The 19,475-nt window shown below is 40.8% G+C and carries 21 protein-coding genes; 6 read left to right on the top strand and 15 right to left on the bottom strand.

Annotated elements, in window-relative coordinates:
• Positions 1-95: 95 nt before the first annotated feature.
• Positions 96-3,449, bottom strand: coding sequence for a transcription-repair coupling factor (gene mfd, locus ABIN91_RS13205; RefSeq protein WP_348051584.1), 3,354 nt, complete (start codon positions 3,447-3,449; stop codon positions 96-98).
• Between the two features lie 134 nt (positions 3,450-3,583).
• On the opposite strand from mfd, the gene ABIN91_RS13200 reads away from it, so the two are divergent.
• The 3 genes from ABIN91_RS13200 to ABIN91_RS13190 all read left to right on the top strand — a co-directional run bounded on the left by ABIN91_RS13200 (position 3,584) and on the right by ABIN91_RS13190 (position 4,764).
• Complete coding sequence (locus ABIN91_RS13200; protein WP_348051583.1) at positions 3,584-3,988, top strand: DUF4199 domain-containing protein; 405 nt, start codon at positions 3,584-3,586, stop codon at positions 3,986-3,988.
• A gap of 104 nt (positions 3,989-4,092) precedes the next feature.
• Entirely contained in the window at positions 4,093-4,392 is a 300-nt protein-coding gene (locus ABIN91_RS13195) for a DUF2752 domain-containing protein (RefSeq protein WP_348051582.1), read from the top strand.
• A 15-nt stretch (positions 4,393-4,407) separates the two neighbouring features.
• Positions 4,408-4,764, top strand: a complete 357-nt coding sequence (locus tag ABIN91_RS13190) for a TM2 domain-containing protein (protein WP_348051581.1) — start codon at positions 4,408-4,410, stop codon at positions 4,762-4,764.
• A gap of 94 nt (positions 4,765-4,858) precedes the next feature.
• Here the strand turns inward: ABIN91_RS13190 and ABIN91_RS13185 are convergent, their stop codons facing one another.
• The 3 genes from ABIN91_RS13185 to ABIN91_RS13175 form a co-directional block, all read right to left on the bottom strand.
• A complete protein-coding gene (locus tag ABIN91_RS13185) occupies positions 4,859-4,972 on the bottom strand; it encodes a hypothetical protein (RefSeq protein ID WP_348051721.1) in 114 nt (37 codons plus the stop codon).
• Between the two features lie 152 nt (positions 4,973-5,124).
• Positions 5,125-6,384 (bottom strand): MFS transporter, encoded by a 1,260-nt coding sequence (locus ABIN91_RS13180; protein ID WP_348051580.1) that lies wholly within the window; start codon positions 6,382-6,384, stop codon positions 5,125-5,127.
• Between the two features lie 48 nt (positions 6,385-6,432).
• Positions 6,433-6,867 carry a MarR family transcriptional regulator gene (locus ABIN91_RS13175; RefSeq protein WP_348051579.1) on the bottom strand — a complete coding sequence of 145 codons (435 nt, stop codon included), beginning with the start codon at positions 6,865-6,867 and terminating at the stop codon, positions 6,433-6,435.
• Between the two features lie 375 nt (positions 6,868-7,242).
• On the opposite strand from ABIN91_RS13175, the gene ABIN91_RS13170 reads away from it, so the two are divergent.
• The 3 genes from ABIN91_RS13170 (at position 7,243) to ABIN91_RS13160 (ending at position 10,636) form a co-directional block, all read left to right on the top strand.
• Positions 7,243-8,340, top strand: coding sequence for a Nif3-like dinuclear metal center hexameric protein (locus ABIN91_RS13170; protein WP_348051578.1), 1,098 nt, complete (start codon positions 7,243-7,245; stop codon positions 8,338-8,340).
• Positions 8,340-9,083, top strand: coding sequence for a C4-type zinc ribbon domain-containing protein (locus ABIN91_RS13165; protein ID WP_348051577.1), 744 nt, complete (start codon positions 8,340-8,342; stop codon positions 9,081-9,083). Before ABIN91_RS13170 ends, ABIN91_RS13165 begins: the two co-directional genes overlap by 1 nt.
• Positions 9,084-9,148: 65 nt before the next feature.
• Positions 9,149-10,636, top strand: a complete 1,488-nt coding sequence (locus ABIN91_RS13160; RefSeq protein ID WP_348051576.1) for a tetratricopeptide repeat protein — start codon at positions 9,149-9,151, stop codon at positions 10,634-10,636.
• On the opposite strand, the gene ABIN91_RS13155 is transcribed toward ABIN91_RS13160, so the two are convergent.
• The 11 genes from ABIN91_RS13155 to ABIN91_RS13105 all read right to left on the bottom strand — a co-directional run bounded on the left by ABIN91_RS13155 (position 10,633) and on the right by ABIN91_RS13105 (position 19,418).
• Positions 10,633-11,703, bottom strand: coding sequence for a PA0069 family radical SAM protein (locus ABIN91_RS13155; RefSeq protein WP_348051575.1), 1,071 nt, complete (start codon positions 11,701-11,703; stop codon positions 10,633-10,635). The genes ABIN91_RS13160 and ABIN91_RS13155 overlap by 4 nt on opposite strands.
• A gap of 63 nt (positions 11,704-11,766) precedes the next feature.
• Complete coding sequence (locus ABIN91_RS13150; RefSeq protein ID WP_348051574.1) at positions 11,767-12,555, bottom strand: ATP-binding protein; 789 nt, start codon at positions 12,553-12,555, stop codon at positions 11,767-11,769.
• Entirely contained in the window at positions 12,519-13,223 is a 705-nt protein-coding gene (locus ABIN91_RS13145) for a hypothetical protein (RefSeq protein ID WP_348051573.1), read from the bottom strand. Before ABIN91_RS13145 ends, ABIN91_RS13150 begins: the two co-directional genes overlap by 37 nt.
• The gene (locus tag ABIN91_RS13140) at positions 13,192-13,521 is read right to left on the bottom strand and encodes a hypothetical protein (RefSeq protein WP_348051572.1); all 330 of its coding nucleotides are present in this window, start codon (positions 13,519-13,521) and stop codon (positions 13,192-13,194) included. The genes ABIN91_RS13145 and ABIN91_RS13140 overlap by 32 nt, the downstream gene beginning before the upstream one ends.
• 165 nt (positions 13,522-13,686) lie before the next feature.
• Positions 13,687-15,015: a signal recognition particle protein gene (gene ffh / locus ABIN91_RS13135; protein WP_348051571.1), complete on the bottom strand. Its 1,329-nt coding sequence runs from the start codon at positions 15,013-15,015 to the stop codon at positions 13,687-13,689.
• 118 nt (positions 15,016-15,133) lie between these two features.
• Positions 15,134-16,129, bottom strand: coding sequence for a DUF3078 domain-containing protein (locus ABIN91_RS13130; protein ID WP_348051570.1), 996 nt, complete (start codon positions 16,127-16,129; stop codon positions 15,134-15,136).
• A 60-nt stretch (positions 16,130-16,189) separates the two neighbouring features.
• Positions 16,190-16,534 carry a hypothetical protein gene (locus tag ABIN91_RS13125; RefSeq protein ID WP_348051569.1) on the bottom strand — a complete coding sequence of 115 codons (345 nt, stop codon included), beginning with the start codon at positions 16,532-16,534 and terminating at the stop codon, positions 16,190-16,192.
• Positions 16,534-17,274, bottom strand: coding sequence for a hypothetical protein (locus tag ABIN91_RS13120; protein ID WP_348051568.1), 741 nt, complete (start codon positions 17,272-17,274; stop codon positions 16,534-16,536). The genes ABIN91_RS13125 and ABIN91_RS13120 overlap by 1 nt, the downstream gene beginning before the upstream one ends.
• Positions 17,275-17,337: 63 nt before the next feature.
• Positions 17,338-18,177, bottom strand: a complete 840-nt coding sequence (locus tag ABIN91_RS13115) for a glucosaminidase domain-containing protein (protein ID WP_348051567.1) — start codon at positions 18,175-18,177, stop codon at positions 17,338-17,340.
• Between the two features lie 63 nt (positions 18,178-18,240).
• On the bottom strand, positions 18,241-18,777 hold the full coding sequence (locus tag ABIN91_RS13110) for a glucosaminidase domain-containing protein (RefSeq protein WP_348051566.1): 537 nt from the start codon (positions 18,775-18,777) through the stop codon (positions 18,241-18,243).
• Positions 18,778-18,779: 2 nt separating this feature from the next.
• Positions 18,780-19,418, bottom strand: coding sequence for an O-methyltransferase (locus ABIN91_RS13105; RefSeq protein WP_348051565.1), 639 nt, complete (start codon positions 19,416-19,418; stop codon positions 18,780-18,782).
• Between the last annotated feature and the right edge of the window lie 57 nt (positions 19,419-19,475).

Raw genomic sequence — 19,475 nt, 5'->3', positions numbered from 1 at the left:
GACAGATTGAATGCGGGAATGCTAATTGAAATACCCCCTTATTCCCCCCTTTATGCCGGCGGGCGCATTACTTTGACTATTGCGGTTCTTGGAGTTTAAACCCTGGCGGGTTCTGCTATTTCTTCTAAAATAGAAACCGCTTCGTCAATACTACTTACACGCTCAATGCTGATGCGTAGGGTATTCTTCACCTCCTTCATATTGCAAGTACGAGGGTTGGCCTGCATATAGTTGAGCACCTGCCTGAATTGTGTAGTTTCGAAATATGGTGACTGCTGGTTGGTGATGAAATATCCGCGCAGCACATTCTTTTTCAGGGATATCTTTTCGAAACCGATGGCTTTGCCTAACCATTGCAGGCGCATGGTGTTCAGCAGATCGTTTACCTGTGGTGGTACGGGGCCAAACCTGTCGTGCATTTGCTGGGCAAAGGCGGCCAGTTCGGTTTCGTTCTCTATTTTGCTTACCTCGGTGTACAGGTTATAGCGTTCGGGGATGCTGGTTACGTATTCATCGGGTATCAGGATCTCCTGGTCGGTATCTATTTGGGTGAATGAGATGAATGGTCTTGGCTTTTCATCTTTAAACAAGCCTTTAAACTCATCGTCTTTAAGCTCTTGAATAGCTTCATCCAGTATCTTGTGGTACATCTCGAAACCAATCTCGGCAATAAAACCGCTTTGCTCGGCACCTAAAAGGTTACCGCTTCCGCGGATATCCAGATCTCGCATGGCAACATTGAATCCGCTGCCTAAATCGCTAAACTCTTCTATGGCGCTTAGGCGTTTACGTGCTTCGGATGTTAAGGTTGATAGTGGCGGGCTCAGTAAATAACAGAAAGCTTTTTTATTACTCCGGCCAACGCGGCCACGCATCTGGTGCAAATCGCTCAGGCCAAACATGTGGGCGTAATTGATGATGATGGTATTGGCATTGGGTATATCCAAACCGGCCTCAATAATGGTTGTGGCCACCAGTACGTCGTATTCGTTGTTTACAAACTTGAGCATCACATCTTCCAGATCATCGCCTTCTAATTGACCGTGTGCTATACCGATACGTGCTTTTGGTACGAGCGTTTTTATCATGCCGCCTAATTGGGGCAGATCGGCAACACGGTTATGGATAAAGAACATCTGGCCACCACGGTCAATTTCAAACTCAACGGCTTCTTTAATGAGCTTGTCGTTAAACACATGCAGTTCGGTTACTACCGGCTGGCGATTGGGCGGTGGCGTTGATATAATAGAAAGATCGCGCGCGCCCATTAACGAGAAGTGCAATGTACGCGGGATAGGTGTCGCCGTAAGGGTCAAAGTATCCACGTTGATGCGCATAGCCTTTAGCTTTTCTTTGGTGCTAACGCCAAATTTTTGCTCTTCGTCGATGATCATCAAGCCTAAATCTTTAAACTTAACATCCTTGCTTACCAGGCGGTGTGTACCTATGATGATGTCGAGCTTGCCATCGGCTAAACGCTGTAGGGTATCCTTAATTTGCTTTGGTGTTTTAAAGCGGTTTACGTAATCAATATTGCAAGGGAAACCCTTTAGCCTGTCCGTAAAGGTTTTGTAATGTTGAGCGGCTAAAATGGTGGTTGGTACTAATACGGCCACCTGTTTGCTATCGGCAACGGCTTTAAAGGCGGCACGAATAGCAACTTCGGTTTTACCAAAGCCTACATCGCCACAAATTAGCCTGTCCATCGGGTGCGGCGATTCCATATCTTTTTTAAAGTCGATGGTCGCTTTTTCCTGGTCGGGGGTATCCTCGTAAATGAACGAAGCCTCTAATTCGGTTTGTAAATAGCTATCAGGCGAAAATGCATTACCGCTCTGCGCTTTCCTGACGGCGTAAAGCTTGATCAGGTCGCGGGCGATATCTTTAACTTTTTTTTTTGTTGTTTTTTTGAGCTTTTCCCAAGTATCGGTACCTAACTTGTTCATTCTGGGAACGGTACCCTCTTTACCACTATACTTTGATATGCGGTTTAGTGAGTTGATGTTTACATAAAGCAAGTCGTTATCGGCGTAAAGCAAACGGATCATCTCCTGTTGTTTACCGCCTACTTCTACTTTCTCCAGTCCGGCATATTTGCCAATGCCATGGTCAATGTGGGTAATGTAATCGCCAGGTTTTAGTTCACGGAGCTCTTTAAGCGTAATGGCCTGCGAGCGTTGGTAGCCCTTTTTGAGCTTGTATTTATAGTAGCGGTCGAATATCTGGTGATCGGTATAGCAGGCTATTTTTTGCGTGAGGTCAATAAAGCCCTCGCGCATGGAGATATTAACCGGTGTGAACTTGATGGTTTTATCCAGATCCTCAAAAATGGCGTAAAGCCTTTCGAGCTGGCGGGTTGAATCTGTAAAAATGCAGTTCTCAATTTTCTCCGCCTCGTTGTTTTTGAAATTGTGGATAAGCAGGCTAAAATCTTTGTTGAAGGACGGCTGCGGGCGGATATCGAACTGAACGCTATCAGTCGGGGCGTAGAAGAACTGCTTGCCGAATTCAACCAGTGCAAAATCGTGCAACTGATCCCCAATCAGTTTTTCATCGGTAAAGCCAAATTTAGGGTCTATCCAATCGGGGTTGGCCGTTTTATCTTCTGCGGTAAGCGCTTTCCATAATTGGGTGGCTTTTTTATAGCCGGTTTGGATGATATCCAGTGTAAACTGCACGTCTTTTATCCAAACTTGCGTTGATGGATCGATGTATTCCAATAGCGAAATGTTGCTCTCGGTCAAGAACTTAGATTGAACATTGGGTACAATGGTGATACTTTTAACCTGCTCAACGGATAGTTGGCTCTCTATCTCAAATGTTCGGATCGACTCGATAAAATCGCCAAAAAATTCTACGCGATAAGGCAGATCGTGAGAGAAAGAGAAGATATCTACAATACCGCCACGAACAGAAAACTGGCCGGGTGAATACACAAAATCGACCCGTTCAAAATCGTATTCAATTAAAAACTCATTGATAAATTCAATACTGAGTTTATTGGTTACCGCTATTTCCAACGTGTTCTTTTCCAGCGATGCACGGTCAATCACCTTTTCGGCTAAAGCCTCGGGATATGTTACCACCAGTTTTCCGTATTCGGATGAATGGTTTAGCTCGTTCAATACTTCGGCACGGGCTAAAACATTGCTGCTATCGGGTTGGGTAAATTCGAATGGTTTGCGGTAAGATGATGGGAAAAGCAGGATCTCTTTATCGAGGAAGCTCTCCAGATCCGACTGAAAATAACCGGCTTCTTCTCTGTCGGGAAGGATGAAAAGCATGTGGCTGTGCTTCAAAAAATACAAAGCTACCGCCATTGCCGCATCGCTTGATCCGACTAATCCGCGGAGCTGTACCCTCGGATTTTTTACGCTGTTAAGCGCTTTAGCCAACGTCTGTATCCGTTCGTCAGCCTTGTAGCGATCTAAAATTTCACGGATATTCAAAACGCTGCAAATATAAATAAAAAAGCTTTGGAGGCCGAAAAGATAAATTTTGAGTTATATAAGAAACCTTGCAAACAAAAAGTCGTAAATTCAATTATATAACCAATAGTTCAACCTTATTAATACTAACAATTATGAAGAATGCAATTATCACAGGTGTTATCATCGGCTTGCTTAGCGGGCTTTGGATATTTATAATGCACTGGAGCGGAGTTACCACCGGTCCGCATACGGATTTGAAACCAATTGAGTATACATCGGGCTTGATTCCCTTACTGGGATTATATTTTGGTGTCCGCGCTTACCGGGATAATGTTTTAGACGGTCGTATAACGTTTATTGAAGCATTGATAGAAGGGTTTAAAATATTAATTGTTGGTGGTATAATAGCAGTAGCGGCAGCAATATTATACATCAACTATATTAATGCCGGAACAATAGCCGATTTTTCGGGACAAATATTTGGCGCCTTATTATTGGGCCTGCTGTTCTCGTTAGGCGTTGCTTTAGCGGTAATGAGCAAGAGCAAGAATCTTTAAAATAGAATGCCCGGCACAAATACCGGGCATTCTATTTAGTAATCTATTATAGCCCTTATTATTCTTACTTAGCGTATCTTTATTGATAATGGGCCAAAGTAAGAATGCATAATATAAGAAAAGCAATAGCCGATAATTTTGAATTGATATTTTGGGTTGCAGCAATGCTTGCCTTAGTTGTAAGTAACCCGTATCAGGCATCTCATTTTGAAATATGCCCGTTAAAGCTCATGGGCATAACCTGGTGCCCCGGTTGTGGTATAGGGCATTCTATTTCATTCCTTTTTCATGGTAATATACAGGCATCATTACATGCGCATTGGTTGGGAATACCAGCGTTAATAATAATATCAAGAAGGATATTGTTTTTAATACCCCGTTTTTATATATTTAAAAAAACTTAATCTTAACCTAACACAATGTTTGACAATGCCGCTTTCTCTTTCCCCGATATTACCGTGGACGAGATGTATTTTTTAAAGGAAACAGTTACCGGCTTATCAGAAAGCCAAACCCGCAATTTCAATATGATCTATTCGGGTAAACGGAAAAAGGAACAGGATATGTTGCTTTTTTCAATACTTGGCCTGTTGGTGGTTCCGGGGTTACAACGGTTTATTACAGGTCAAATCGGAATGGGTATTTTATACTTCTTTACAATCGGATTTTGCTTTATCGGTTCAATTGTTGATTTGATTAATTATAAAAAGGCTGCGTTAAAATACAATAAAAAGGTTGCGTTCGAAAGTTACCAGATAGCAAAAATGGGAGCTTAACAGGCCCCATTTCCAATTATTGATTGTTAGCCTAACATTTCGATTGTTTATCGGTAGTGTCAACTTCGCCTAATCTTGGGAAGATGTGTTGATACTATTGTTGTGCCTCAAGCTTCCTGTCTGTCATAGCATCAGTGGCGAACGTGATGTTGTAGTCTCGTTCGGCTGCTGGTCTTGCTGTTCCTTCAACCCCGGCACTTGTTGATATGCCGCCAATTACAATGCCAGTAACCTTTGGCTTTTAATTGCTCATGTAAGTCGGTTTCGTAAAATGGGCTCCTTTTTGCAGATCAATGAGTACTAATGCTGTTTTTTTGTCTAATAAGAGGTTACCATGTTTATTTGTTCTTTTAGAGATGTTTATTGTGTTACGGCTACCGGTTGCTGTTCCATAATAGCCAGTTGTTTCTTTTTTAGTTTGCTTTTCTTCAAAAAACGCATGTGTAATAAGCCGATTATTACAGCGATTGCGCCTTCGGCAAGCATGGTATTTTGAACGCCAATTTGCTGCGAAACGGAACCGATGATCAAACCACCCAAAGGTTGCATGCCGAAAAAGGCCATGGCGTAAAAGCTAATTACCCGGCCACGCATATCTGGATCAACCGTGGTTTGGATGAGTGTATTGCTGATGGTGATCTGAGACATCATACCAAAACCACCAACTGCTGAGAATATAAGGGCAAGGTAATAATGGGTTTCGTGCGAAAACAAAACCAGGCCTGCGCCAAATATGAGGGTATTGAGAGCTAATATCTTCTTTAAGTTTTTACCTGGTTTTAATGATGCCAGGAACATAGCTCCCGAAAAGGCACCCAAGCCAATTACACTATCTATCACGCCAAATGTTGATGCAGTTCCGTGGAAAATATCCTTAGCGTAAACAGGTATCAGGGTTGAGTAGGGCAGAACAAATAGACTGATAATGCCAAGCATTAGTATAACAAAGCCTATAGAAGGTGTATTTTTGATATAGTCGAAACCTTCTTTTAATTCCCCCAGCACATTTTTGGTGTGTGGTTTTTTAACATAGGCTGGCAGCCTCATCATTAAAATAGAACCTATTACAGCAATAAAGCTTACAGCGTTTAGGCCAAAGCAAACATCATCGCCCAGTTTCTCTAATATTAGCCCTGCGATACCCGGGCCTATCAACCGGGATAAGTTTACCATAGATGAGTTGAGCGCGAGAGCATTTGGAAGATCGGCCTTATCATCTATCATTTGATAAACCAATGATTGCCTTGCGGGAACATCAAAGGCGTTGATCAATCCTAATAAGGTACTTAATGCGATGATCTCCCAAACGGAATAATGCTTGAAGAATACAAGGGCGGTTATTAAAATGGCCTGGATCATGGAGGCTACCTGGGTAGCCAATAATAACTTGTAGCGGTCATACCTATCGGCGGCAACGCCGCCAATAAATGAGAAAAGGAATGAGGGGAACATGCTGGCAAACAGGGTTAACCCCAGCATAAATTTAGAATGCGTTAACTCGTAAATAACCCAGCTTACTGCTGTTTTTTGCATCCAGGTGCCAATTAACGAAATGGATTGCCCGGCAAAATATAGCCGGTAGTTACGGCTTTTAAATGCGCTAAATGTATTGATATTCATAGTATAATCCCTCTAATGGTTACGGTGTAACCTTACTCAACCTCAACCTCAATCAAAATCAACCAGCCGCGTTAGGGGGCCAATAGCTTTGCTTAATATAGCGCGCTCCTCATTGCTAAAGTTTTCTGATAAAACTTTATTCAGCCATTCTTCTTTTTCGCTTCGCGATTTATACAGCAGGTCCAATCCGGTATCCGATAGTGATATCAATACCTTGCGTTTATCTGTTTCGGAAGGAGTTTTAATGATTAGCCCCAACTCAAGCAAATGATTTAAGATTTGCGACATGGATTGGGTTGTTATCTTTTCAATAAGGGCCAGTTCGCTTGCCAGCACTGTACCATATTGGTTGATAGAACCGATGGTTGACCGCTCGGTAAGCGATAACTTATCGGCCCAAACCGATTTTTTACGCATTTTTTTGGAGAGGCGTGCAATCACGGTCCGTAAATCTGATGCCAGGTGCAAATTTTGTTTGTTCATTTTATATGAAGTTAAACTTGTAAGTTTACCTTACAAATATAGGGTGTTTTTGAAATTGATTAGGTCATTTCAAATTCAAAAAATCGGGGGCAAAAAAAATGGCTGAAAGTATCTTAAATACTTACAGCCATAAATCTATAGTAAACAATCAACCAATCTTCAATTAGGGGAAAGAGGATTTTAATGAACGTATATCATCTAGTTCAAATAGAGTACCAATTAGTAATAGTTGTTCAAAAAGCTAAAAATGAGCTTTTTAACTGGGGAACATATTTGCAATTGGGGAATTTAGGGAATAGTTGGGGAATTACAGTATCAACTATGGGTTAATATTCAGCTTGTTACTGTTAATGTTTATTCTGATTTTTGAGCTCTATGAAACTTGCCGAACTAACCAGTTACCTTGAAAGCATTGCTCCGCTGGCCTACCAGGAAGATTACGATAACTCCGGATTAATTGTTGGTAAGCCTGATATGGAAATTAGTCAAGCGCTGATATCTTTAGATTGTACCGAAGCTGTTGTTGACGAAGCCATTGCTAAAGGTTGCCAGGTTATTGTATCGCACCACCCTATCGTATTTAAAGGGCTAAAAAAGTTTAATGGTAAAACTTATGTGGAGCGGGTTATTGAAAAAGCCATCAAACATAATGTTGCTATTTATGCCATTCATACCAATCTGGATAACGTTGAAAACGGTGTAAACGCCCGGATTTGCGAAACTTTGGGATTGCAGGACTGCCGTATATTAGCGCCGAAACAAGGCTTACTTAAAAAGCTGGTAACCTTTGTACCAACCAGCCATGCCGATAAAGTACGTGCGGCCTTATTTAATGCAGGTGCGGGGCATATTGGTAATTATAGTGAATGCAGTTTTAATGCGGAAGGAACAGGAACGTTTAAAGGTAATGCTAACACCGATCCCTTTGTTGGCGAGCCCGGAAAAAACCATCAGGAAGCAGAAGTGCGGATAGAAACCGTTTACCCATCAAATTTGGAAAGCAAAATATTGATGGCTTTGTTTATGGAGCACCCCTACGAAGAGGTTGCTTATGATCTGTATCCTATCACCAATCAATATCAAAACATAGGTTCGGGGATGGTAGGCGAATTAGAGCACCCAATGAGCGAAGCGGATTTTTTACAATTTGTGAAATATAAAATGAATGCCAGTGTAATAAGGCATACTAATTTGCGTGGCAAGAGCGTTAAAAACGTAGCCGTGTGCGGGGGCTCCGGAAGTTTTTTATTGAAACATGCAATTGCTGCCGGCGCAGATGTTTTTATAACCGCCGATTTTAAATATCACGAGTTTTTTGATGCCGAAGAAAAGATAGTAATTGCAGATATTGGACATTTTGAAAGTGAGCAATTTACACAGAATTTATTAGTTGATTTTATTACGAAAAAATTCACTAACTTTGCCGTCCGTTTAACAGAAGTAAATACAAACCCCATCAAATATTTGATTTAATGGAACAAACCGTAGAACAAAAGCTAAAAGCTCTATACGACCTACAAACCATCCACACAAAGGTTGACAAAATTCGCCAGGTAAGAGGTGAACTTCCAATGGAAGTTTCTGATCTGGAAGATGATGTTGCCGGTTTGGAAACTCGTATTCAGAAGATAAAAAGTGAATTAGATGATCTGGAAGATTCTATCGTAACCCGGAAAAATCTGATCAGAGATGCACAGGCTAATACTAAAAAGTATGAAACCCAGCTTAATGATGTTAAGAACAACCGTGAATATGATGCGATATCGAAAGAGATCGAAATTCAAGGTCTTGACGTACAAGTAAGCGAGAAAAAGATCAAGGAATATGGTTTTGAAATAACTAACAAAACCGCTATCTACGAAAAAGCTGTTGCTGATTTGGAAGAGCGCCAAAAAGACCTTGATGTTAAAAAAGCAGAATTGGATACCATTACTGCCGAAACTCAAAAAGAAGAACAAGAACTGGTTGCTTTAGCTGATAAAGCAAAAGAAGGTATTGAAGAGCGTTTATTAATAGCTTACACACGTTTACGCCAAAATGCAAAAAATGGCTTAGCGGTAGTTACTATCCAACGCGATTCATGCTCTGGTTGCTTTAACCAGATCCCTCCTCAGCGTCAGTCAGACATTCGCCAAAGAAAAAAGATCATCGTGTGCGAACATTGTGGCCGTATATTGGTTGATGAACAAATGGCGCTTGAAGCTGAACCAGCTTAATACAAAGATTTTCGTATTAAATGAATAGATTTGGCGCCCTGTAAAGGCGCCATTTTTTTTGACCAATGTTTCGTAAACTTATACTAACAACTGTTGTTTTATTCTGCTTTAGCCAAACGGTTTTTGCGAATTTTGATTTCAACAGTAACTGTGTTCAAGCCTATAAATGTATAATCGGCCTTCGTTTACACGAGGGACGGCAACTGATCGATAAAGAGAAAGCGGCTCACCCTCAAAACTCGATCACGGTACTGCTTGATAATTACTACGACTTTTTTACCATACTAACTAACGAGAACAAAGCAGATTTTGATCGTTTAAAAAATAACAAATCGGGCAGAATAGATCGCCTGAACGATGAGGATCAGAACTCACCGTACTATAATTTCTGTATTGCACAGGTAAACCTGCAATGGGCGTTGTTACATAGCCGGTTTGGTGAGTACACGGCTGCCGGCTTTGAGATCAATAAGGCTTATCGGTTATTACAAAATAACTCAAAAAAGTTTCCGGCGTTTTTGCCTAACAATATCCCATTGGGTGTAGTTAATGTTCTGTTGGGATCGTTACCTAATGGGGCTTTAAAATCAGTTTTAGGATTTCTTGGTATCAAAGGCAATACCCAAGCCGGGGTTAAAATGCTGGAGAAGCTTTCGGTTGATTTGCCCAAATCTGGTTATGCTTATCATTACGATGAGTTGATCTATTACCTCACCTATATTCAAACAGATGTAGTTAATGATCCGCAGGCGTATGCTAAAATGCTACACTTAGTGGTTAGTGCGGATAGTACAAGTCTATTAGCCGATTATATTGTGGGTTACATAGCGTTACGTACCGGCCATAGCTCCGAGGCCATAAGCTGGCTTCAAAAGCGCCATCAGAGCAGCGAGTATCAACCGTATCCGTACATTGATTATCTGATTGGCGTGGCTAAGATGAATAGGGATGATAATGATGCCAATAATTATTTTAACCGTTTTTTACAAACCAACAAAGGAGCCAACTTTATTAAAGATGCTTACTTGCATTTAGCCTGGCAATGTTTACTTGATGGAGACATGGCCCGTTATCGTGGATTTGTAGCTTTTGTAAAGGCAAAGGGTAATTTGTATAACGACAAAGATAAGCAGGCTCTTGACGAAGCTAATGATATGCCACCTAATGTATTGTTACTTCGTGCACGATTACTTTGTGATGGCGGCTTTTACAGCAAGGCCTTAATATTGTTTAATGGGAAAACCATTAACGATTTTACCCTTGAACGCGATAAGATAGAATACTATTACCGGCTTGGCCGCATTTACGACGCTATGGATAACGACGTTAATGCTTTAAAGTACTATCAAAATACAATTGGCATTGGCAAAACATCAACCTACCATTATGCCGCAACATCAGCCACCAAAATGGGAATGATATACGAACAGCATAAAGATTACGCTAAGGCCAAAGGAGCATATCAAATGGTTTTCGACTTTAAAAACAAGCAGTTTAAAAACAGCCTGGAGCAAAAAGCAAAAGATGGGTTAAATCGTATAGGCGCCAACTAAAACAAATTGGTTTGCCGGCCCTTTAATGGCGTAAAATGCGAATAGTTGTACTCTGGCATTTGTTTGCCTGCTAAAAAGCGTGTACAAGCCATCCTAAAGAGCTGATGTATAGATTCGGCTATATTGCCCTCCCCACTCATTCGGGTTCCCCAGCGGCTATCATTCAGGTTGCCGCCATGGCAGGCGGCTATCATGTTCAATACTTTTTCGGCCCGGTCGGGGAATGCCTTTTCCACCCAGTCAGTAAATATCTCTCCAATGCTTCCATTCAATCTCACAATAGTAAAACCAGCGGCTAAAGCGCCCCTATCGGCGGCGGCCTTAATAATATTGGGCATTTCGGTACTATTTAATCCAGGTATAATTGGCGCCACCATTACCCTTACGGGGATATTGCGTTCTGATAGCTTTTCAATAACAGCCAACCTTCCGGTAGCTGTTATGGTGCGCGGTTCAAGTTTTTGCCGTAGTTGTTCGTCGAGTGAATTTAAGGATACATTAACATGGACCAGGCCTAATTTAGCCATTGGCTCTAAAATATCGATATCACGAAGGATCAGGTTATTTTTAGTGATGATGCCTACCGGGTGCCTGTATTTTAAAAATACCTCAAGCAATGCCCGGGTTAATTTCAGTCTCCGCTCCATGGGTTGGTAGCAATCTGTATTTCCAGATAGCAGGATAACCGTAGGCTTATAGTTTTTCTTATTAAAATAATCTTTGAGCAGTTTAGCGCCATTGCGTTTCACAATAATCTTCCGTTCAAAATCTAAACCGGCACTAAAGCCATAATATTCGTGTGTGTTACGGGCGTAGCAATAAATGCAGCCATGCTCGCATCCCTGATAGGGATTAATGGAGTGCATAAAATGCAGATCGGGACTGTTTGATTCGCTTACTATCTTTTTAGCATGCTCTTCATAAATCTGTGTGCAGGTATTTTCGAGCATGGGTTCGTCAATGCCTTCTTCGTGCTCTACTACATATTTGTTCTTTAAAAACTTGTTATGGGTGTTTACCTGTGCCCCTCTCCCCTTAAAATACTCCTGATTTTCCTCGTGCGACATAGCAACAAATTTGCTAAAAAAATTAGCAAATACAAATGTTTTTGATTAATATCACAGATAATTTTAAGAAGCCTTATCAAGTTGTATAATAAGTTGTGAACCCTTTCCCTGTTCACTGATGGCGGTTACTTCCGCGCCAATTAGAGCAGCTCTGGCCCTCATGTTTTTTAATCCCGAGCCATTTTTATTTTGTTGGGTTTCAAAGTCAAACCCAACGCCGTCGTCGTTTAAACTTAAGGTTAGCCTATCAAAATTATATCGCAAGCTAATAATTAAATGACGGGCTTTGGCGTGTTTAAGTGTGTTGTTAACAAACTCCTGCAATATTCTGAATAATACTAATTCCTGATGCTCGCCAATACTATAAACAGAACCTTCAATATTGATAACGGCCTCAATTAAACGGCTTTTATTAAGCCTTGCAACTTCGGCTTTTATGGTTGGTAACAGGCCATTGCTTATTATGTTATCTAAACTAAAACTTTTGGAAAGATCACGCAGATCATTCATGGATTGATTTACCAAAGCCCGGCTTTCGGTAATCACCACGTTTTTTGATGATTCATCCAAACCCGATGCGCGATCTAAACTGAGCGATACGTAGGACAGCACCTGGCCAATGTTGTCGTGAATTTCCTGGCTGGCATTACGCAGGGTTTGTTCCTGAATTTCAAACTGGGCTTGTAATATCGCTTTCTCGTAAGTTGTTTTAAGGATCTCTTTTTCGCGGATAAGTTTTTGTTTGGCGTTGCTGTAATATACGGCCAAAAGCAAAACAACCAGCACAATAAATACCAGTAAAGCTAATACCGCAACTATGATAGTGACAACCTGGTGGTCAACTTCCTGCATAATATAAATGAATAACACAAACAGCCATATAAAAATGCCGCAAATATCGGCATGATGATATTGTACAGCATAACGCCTCCAACGGTAATCTTTTTAACTTGTATAAACTGCTGTAAGCCCAATATAAGCAAATCGCACAGGTTAAATATCAGCGTGCCGGTACATATCCAAAAGTAAGGATTATCAGTCAGCTTAATTTTTATATCATCATTTATAAACAGTTTAACCAAAACCAGTACCGGTAGTATAATGCTGACTGATGTATTAACAGTATTGCCATAGGTATCATAATCAATAAATCCCTGAACAAAGAACATATTAATGGTGATGTACAGAACGGCCAGGATGGATAAGACTAAATAAGCCATCTTTTTTTTACCCTTATAATCCAGTATCTGGTAATATATGTATAAACTAATAGCGGTAGCAAACACAATGTATATGTTATACACAAAGTGGTTGTTATACAAACCAAATGCTTCGATATTTGAAGCGGTTAACTCGGTTACACAAACTAAAAGCAAATAGGCTACATAGCCGCCTATTTTAAACTTTTTGAGATCGGATAAAAAAATTAAAGATAGCGCGAACGCTGTAAGTTCAAAGAAATGATACCAGCTTAATACCACTATTGATTTAAGGTTGGAGTGCTCCGTTATTAAACACATCGCGTGGCGGATCGCCTAAGCCATGGCCTTTGGTGTATAAAAACAGCGTTAAGCGGCCAGCAATTGCACCCGGATATTTGGCAGCAAAAGCTTCGGTATATACGCCAAACTTAATCTCAAGAATGTCTGCAGTAGAAGCACTTGTAGCCGCTGCCATAAACCCAGTTACAGATTCGATTGGGAATGAAACGCTTTCTGAATAGGCATTTAGGATTGCTGTTGTATCATTACCGGTATACATTTTGGTGTATTGTGCAACGCACTCTTCGGCTAAGGCTGGATCTACAGTTTGTGACATACTAATAGGGGGTTAATTGTGATTTCTTTCGCTTAAAAGTACAAACAAAAAAATATATAAATCAACCTATATGTAATAAATTAACAAAAAAACAGCGTTTTGGTGTTAGTAAACACACGTTTAAGCAATTAATTACACGCAAAATAAAAGCGATGCTTAAGGCTGTTACATTTTGGGCATCCGCTTCATCATGCTGGCCATAGCCGCAGGGTTACTCATTTGTTTCATCACTTTACGCATGTCGTCAAACTGTTTTATCAAGCGGTTAACCTCGGTAAGGTTAGTACCAGAGCCATTTGCTATGCGGTTACGGCGGCTTTGGTTAATGCTATCAGGGTTCTCTTTTTCAAATGGTGTCATCGATTGGATAATGGCTTCTATCGCTTTAAAAGCATTGTCATCTATCTCAACATCTTTCATGGCTTTACCAACACCAGGTATCATGCCCATCAGATCTTTCATGTTACCCATTTTTTTGATCTGCTGTATCTGGCCGTAAAAGTCGTTGAAGTCGAATTTGTTCTTACGGATTTTCTTCTGAAGTTCTGCAGCCTGCTTCTCGTCAAATTGTTGCTGCGCACGCTCTACTAACGATATCACATCACCCATACCCAATATCCGCGAAGCCATACGATCAGGGTGGAAAACGTCCAACGCTTCCATCTTCTCGCCGGTACCAATAAATTTGATAGGCTTATTAACTACCGATTTAATGGATAACGCAGCACCACCACGGGTATCACCATCAAGTTTGGTTAGTACAACACCGGTAAAATCTAAACGATCATTAAATACTTTGGCGGTATTCACAGCATCCTGACCGGTCATGGAATCAACCACAAACAATATTTCGTGTGGGTTAAGCGCTGCCTTTACCTGCTCAATCTCAACCATCATCGCCTCGTCAATAGATAAACGACCGGCGGTATCAATAATCAATACATTATTGCCATTTTGTTTGGCCTGTGCTAAACCTTCGCGGGCAATACCAATAGGATCTTTCGATTCTAAATTGGCGTAAACCTCAACACCAATTTGCTCACCCAATACTTTTAATTGCTCAACAGCAGCCGGGCGGTAAACGTCGCCAGCAACCAATAATGGCTTTTTGCCTTTTTGAGTTTTTAAATAATTAGCCAGTTTACCGGTAAATGTTGTTTTACCTGCACCGTTTAAACCAGCTATCAAAATGATGGTTGGTGTAGCCGGGAAAGTTAGCTCGGCAGTTGCACCGCCCATTAATTCGGTTAACTCATCGTTCATCAACTTGGTTAATAGCTGACCGGGAGATATGGAGGTTAATACGTTTTGTCCTAAAGCTTTTTGCCTTACATCATCAGTAAATGCTTTGGCGGTTTTATAGTTAACGTCGGCATCAAGGAGTGCTTTGCGTATCTCCTTCATGGTTTCGGCCACGTTTATTTCTGTAATGGTACCCTGGCCCTTCAGTACTTTAAATGCCCTGTCGAGTTTATCCGAAAGATTTTCAAACATCTTTATATCGTATTATATAATCGTAAAAATTCAGGCCACAAAGTTATGATTTTGAAGCAAAAACGCACATTTGTTTATTGCCATTTTTTCGGAAGAGTTAAATGCCGATATGGGCACTTTAATTCGGGAATTTATAAATCACACCCAAAGCCAAACCTTGTGAAGCCTGTACACTTTTATTGGTTGTGATATCGTAAAGTACCGTACCGTTAAGGGTAACATTAATTAAACGGTTAACCCGCGCGTTCAACGTAGCATCAAGCCTGTGAGTTATGCGGTCAAAGTTATTGTAGGGGATGAATAACGCGTAACGGGCTTGCAAATTCATGTTGGTAGCAATATCTTTATTAATGGTTGATACCACCTGGAACGCAAGCTCGTTACGGAACCTACCACCCGGGGGTACACCGTAATTGCCCGATATGTTATGGTAAATGGTTGTATCCAGCATAAAGGTTTGCCGTGCCGTACCGGTACCTAAACGGATATCAATATATTTTACCGGCTTATACTCAAAACCTATCGACTCGGTAAAGTAACCCGGCGACATGAATTTGGAGATCAATAAAGGGTCCTTCCCGTCGGTATATTGATAACCAACATCAAACTGCGACTCAAAACTTACCGACCCGAAAAAATACCACTTTTTGGATAATTGCGTAGCTATCTTATTATCGTAAAAAATACGATCGTTAGTTTTCCGTGAGTATTGGCCTTTATTCTTGGATATGCCATATAAAAACAAAAGCTCGGTAGTATAACTAAAAGGCTGTTTATTGTACTCGGCTTTAAAATCAAAGTTGGCGCCCAGCGCAAAAGAACTTACACCCCCACCGCTCCAGTTATTACTAAATGTTGATTGATTTAAGTTTAAACCGGCAACTACTGATTTGCGCCAATAACTGATCTGAAAATCAATGGGCGTGATCGGGATAGGTTGCGGTGTGATCAATACCGGCCGTATGCGTACCGGCAAAGCATTTTTTGGCGGATTAATGCGATACTTATTAAGTGTATTGGTGTCAATTTTTATAGAATCGGCTTTTTGGGCAACGGCTGTCCCGATAGAGAAAAACGAAACCAGTATGAATAAGTAAAAGCCAAATTTGGACATGCGGCAAAATAAAAGAAAATTTTTCAAAATTGGCATCGGAAGTTTTAAACGGCTGCGGGTTTAAGTATGGTTGCTGAATTGGATATACTTGATCCACGCCCAAAACTTGCGCTGGCGTAAATAAGTTGAGTCGTTTTCACAACCATACGCTTCACGCTCAAATACAATGTTTAAATAGGCTTTTTCATGATCCCGGTAACGACACAAATTGATCAGATAGTTAAGCAGGTAAAGTAGATAAAACGGAATAATAAGCAATTCAAGCTCTTGCTGTAAATGAATAGTTTCGTGTCGTATTAATATCTCATCCAGCTTAAACTCTTTTTGCTTTACCAGGATGAAAGGGAAAATTGCCATTCCGCTTACCTTTAACATGGGGCAAACTATAATAAAAGGGAAACTCATTACTTGGTTAGATCTAAACGCTGCAATGAATAAGCACTTGGGTTACGCTGATAACGCCTGTAGTTGTTGCGGATGTATTTAATAAAATCATAATCGCTGGCCTCCAGTACAAAATAATAGCCTGGGCGGTACTTAAACATAAAATCGGTAAGCTTGGGGTCTTTTAACCCTGTGATAGATGCTACAATAGTACTGTTAAAGCGGGCATCAATAACGCTTTGATGGTAATCCCGGTCAATCGTTTCGCGCAATCGTTCTGCGTTTTTACCCTCCCGGCTCAGCATGTTATATAAGGCATCAATGCTTAAACCCACCCCGCCACTGCTAATGTTCAACAGGTTACGATCTGCTAACGAACCATAAGCCCGGTTATATAGCTTCTTGTTTTCTTCTAATTGATTTTTTGGCGATAAAAACCTGCCTACAATATATACTGGTTTTAAAGGGATCGCTGTTCTGATCATGTAAACAACAAGTGAGGTATCATCTTTTATCTTAACCGTATCGTTAAAAAAGCCCTCTTTGGTAAAAACCAACACATCGCCTTTTTTTGCCGGTATTTTAAACTCGCCTTTAAGGTTGTTGTATATGCTTGCTTGTGTTGTTGTGTTAACAACATTCACTTTGGCAATGCGCTCTTGTGTACTTTTGTCAAACACAATACCTTCAGTGGTTTTTGTTTGTGCAAAAGCCGCTGGAAGGTAAATACTCCACAAAAAAGCGAACAACCATATTTTCATTGTGGAGTTAAAACTAAACGTTCCACGCCTTATCGCCATATCTTTAACAAAAATTAACACCGTTTACTTTACAACAACAAGTTTTTGGCCAAGTTTGATATTATTATCGCCCATGTTGTTCAAAGCCTTGAGTTCGTCAACGGTTAATCCGAAACGTTTAGATATGTTATAAAGTGTATCGCCTGTTTTTATGGTGTATGATTTATCTGCCGGGGTTACATTAATAATGGAGTCCTTCGCTACTTTACCCATGTTGTTGTTGATCTGCGCCAGCACACGGTCTTCACGTTTGATCTTTTGTATCTCGCCTTCTGGCCGATCATACTGGTCCAGATGATATTTTTGGATCACGCCGATAATCATTTGCGGATATTTGGGGTTGGTAGCATAACCCGCGGCCTTTAAGCCATTGGCCCAGCCCACGTAATCATTTTTATCCAACTCAAATAGCGGGGCGTAACGTTTGCGTTTTAGAAAGTTAGAGTGGTCTCTAAATGAATCTTCCGGATGATCATAAACCCTAAAACAATCATTAACCAGGTCGTCATCTTTATAGTACGATTTACCTTTCCAATCAGCTGTGCATTTGATGCCGAAATGATTATTAGCGATACGGGCCAGATCGCCATTGCCATTACCCGATTCTAATAAACCCTGGGCCAGCGTAACGCTGGCCGGAATACCATAGGTATTCATTTCCTGTACGGCTATGGTTTTAAAACGCTGAATGTATTGGTCGGCGGTGTAGGTTGGATAATCAGAAATTGCAGCCTTGTGCTCCTTTTGTATCTGTTCGTTATTTTTACGTGCCTGGCTATTACTGATGGATGTTGAAGCTTTTTTGCGTGCCGAGCACGATGCTAAAACAACAATTATAGATAAGGCAAAAACAATTCTATGCATAAATGGATTGATTATTACCAAAGGTAAAATATGCTTTTGAACTACAAGGAAAACAGAGGCTAATTATTGCACACCATCAATCGCAGACGCAAGGCTTGGCTGCGTATCTGGATTTTCGTCAAGGCTGTTCAGGTTGTATTTGGTGATCAAACCTAAAACCTGTTTGCCCCATTTGCGGCTGCTGGCATAACCGGCTTTTTGGATGCCGAGAACCCAACCTAAATAATCGTAGTGAGTAAATTTTTCGGATAAGCCGGCAAATTTTTTCTTTTCGGTCATGATACGGGCAAAATCCTGGAAAGAATCGCCTATCGAATCGTATTGCTTATAAAGTGTACTGAATTTTTTATTATTCTGTTTATAAAATATAACAGTGTTACCCTTCATGCCGAATTGATTATTCAAATTTTGGGCTATTTTACTGTTTCCGCAGCCACTTTCGTGCATTGCGATGGCTAATATGATACTTGCCGGGATTCCTGATTGGTGCATGATGCGAATGGCATCATCTTTGAACTTGTCGATGTACGACTTTGAGGTATTTTGCGCTGATGCTTGTGAGCATACAAATAGCAATGTAATCAGTAATAATTTTCTCATAGTTACTTTTTTCTGATCACCGTAATTCCGTCCCGAACGGGTAGAATCAATTGCTCTACTCTGTCGTCGGCAGTGATCAAATTATTAAACTCGCGGATCAGTCGGGTGTCGCTATCTTGTGCCTCGCTGTACACCTTTCCCTTCCACAGAACGTTATCAACAATAATTACCCCTCCGGGTTTTAGCTGATTTATAACTAACTGATAGTAAGCGAAATTACTTTTTTTATCAGCGTCAATGAATACAAGGTCGTAATTTTTATCCGATAATTCCAACATAATGTGCTGTGCATCACCAAAATGTGGAAAAATAATTTTTTCAAACCCCGAGTTTTTGAAGTTTTTGCGGATCATTTCTTCCATCTCCAAATTCACTTCAATGGTGTGGATTTCGCCACCCTCAACCAAGCCTTCGGCCAAACAAATCGTGGCGTAACCGGTGTATGTGCCTATTTCGAGGATGCATTTGGGCCTAAGCATTTTACTCAGCATACTCAGCAATCTACCCTGGTAATGGCCCGAAAGCATGTGCGGTTTTAGCACCTTCAAATTTGTCTCCCTGTTAATAGTTATTAACATTTCGGGTTCGGGTTCACAATGCTGGTCCAGGTAGGCCTGTAAAGCGGGGTCAAGAATCTCCATCTTACAAAGATAAACAATCCCGAAAACTTGAAATTACCCGAATAACCGAAGTAACAA

This window comes from Mucilaginibacter sp., from assembly GCF_039921305.1.
Taxonomy (GTDB): Bacteria; Bacteroidota; Bacteroidia; order Sphingobacteriales; family Sphingobacteriaceae; genus Mucilaginibacter.
This window is presented reverse-complemented; position numbering and strand designations above follow the sequence as displayed.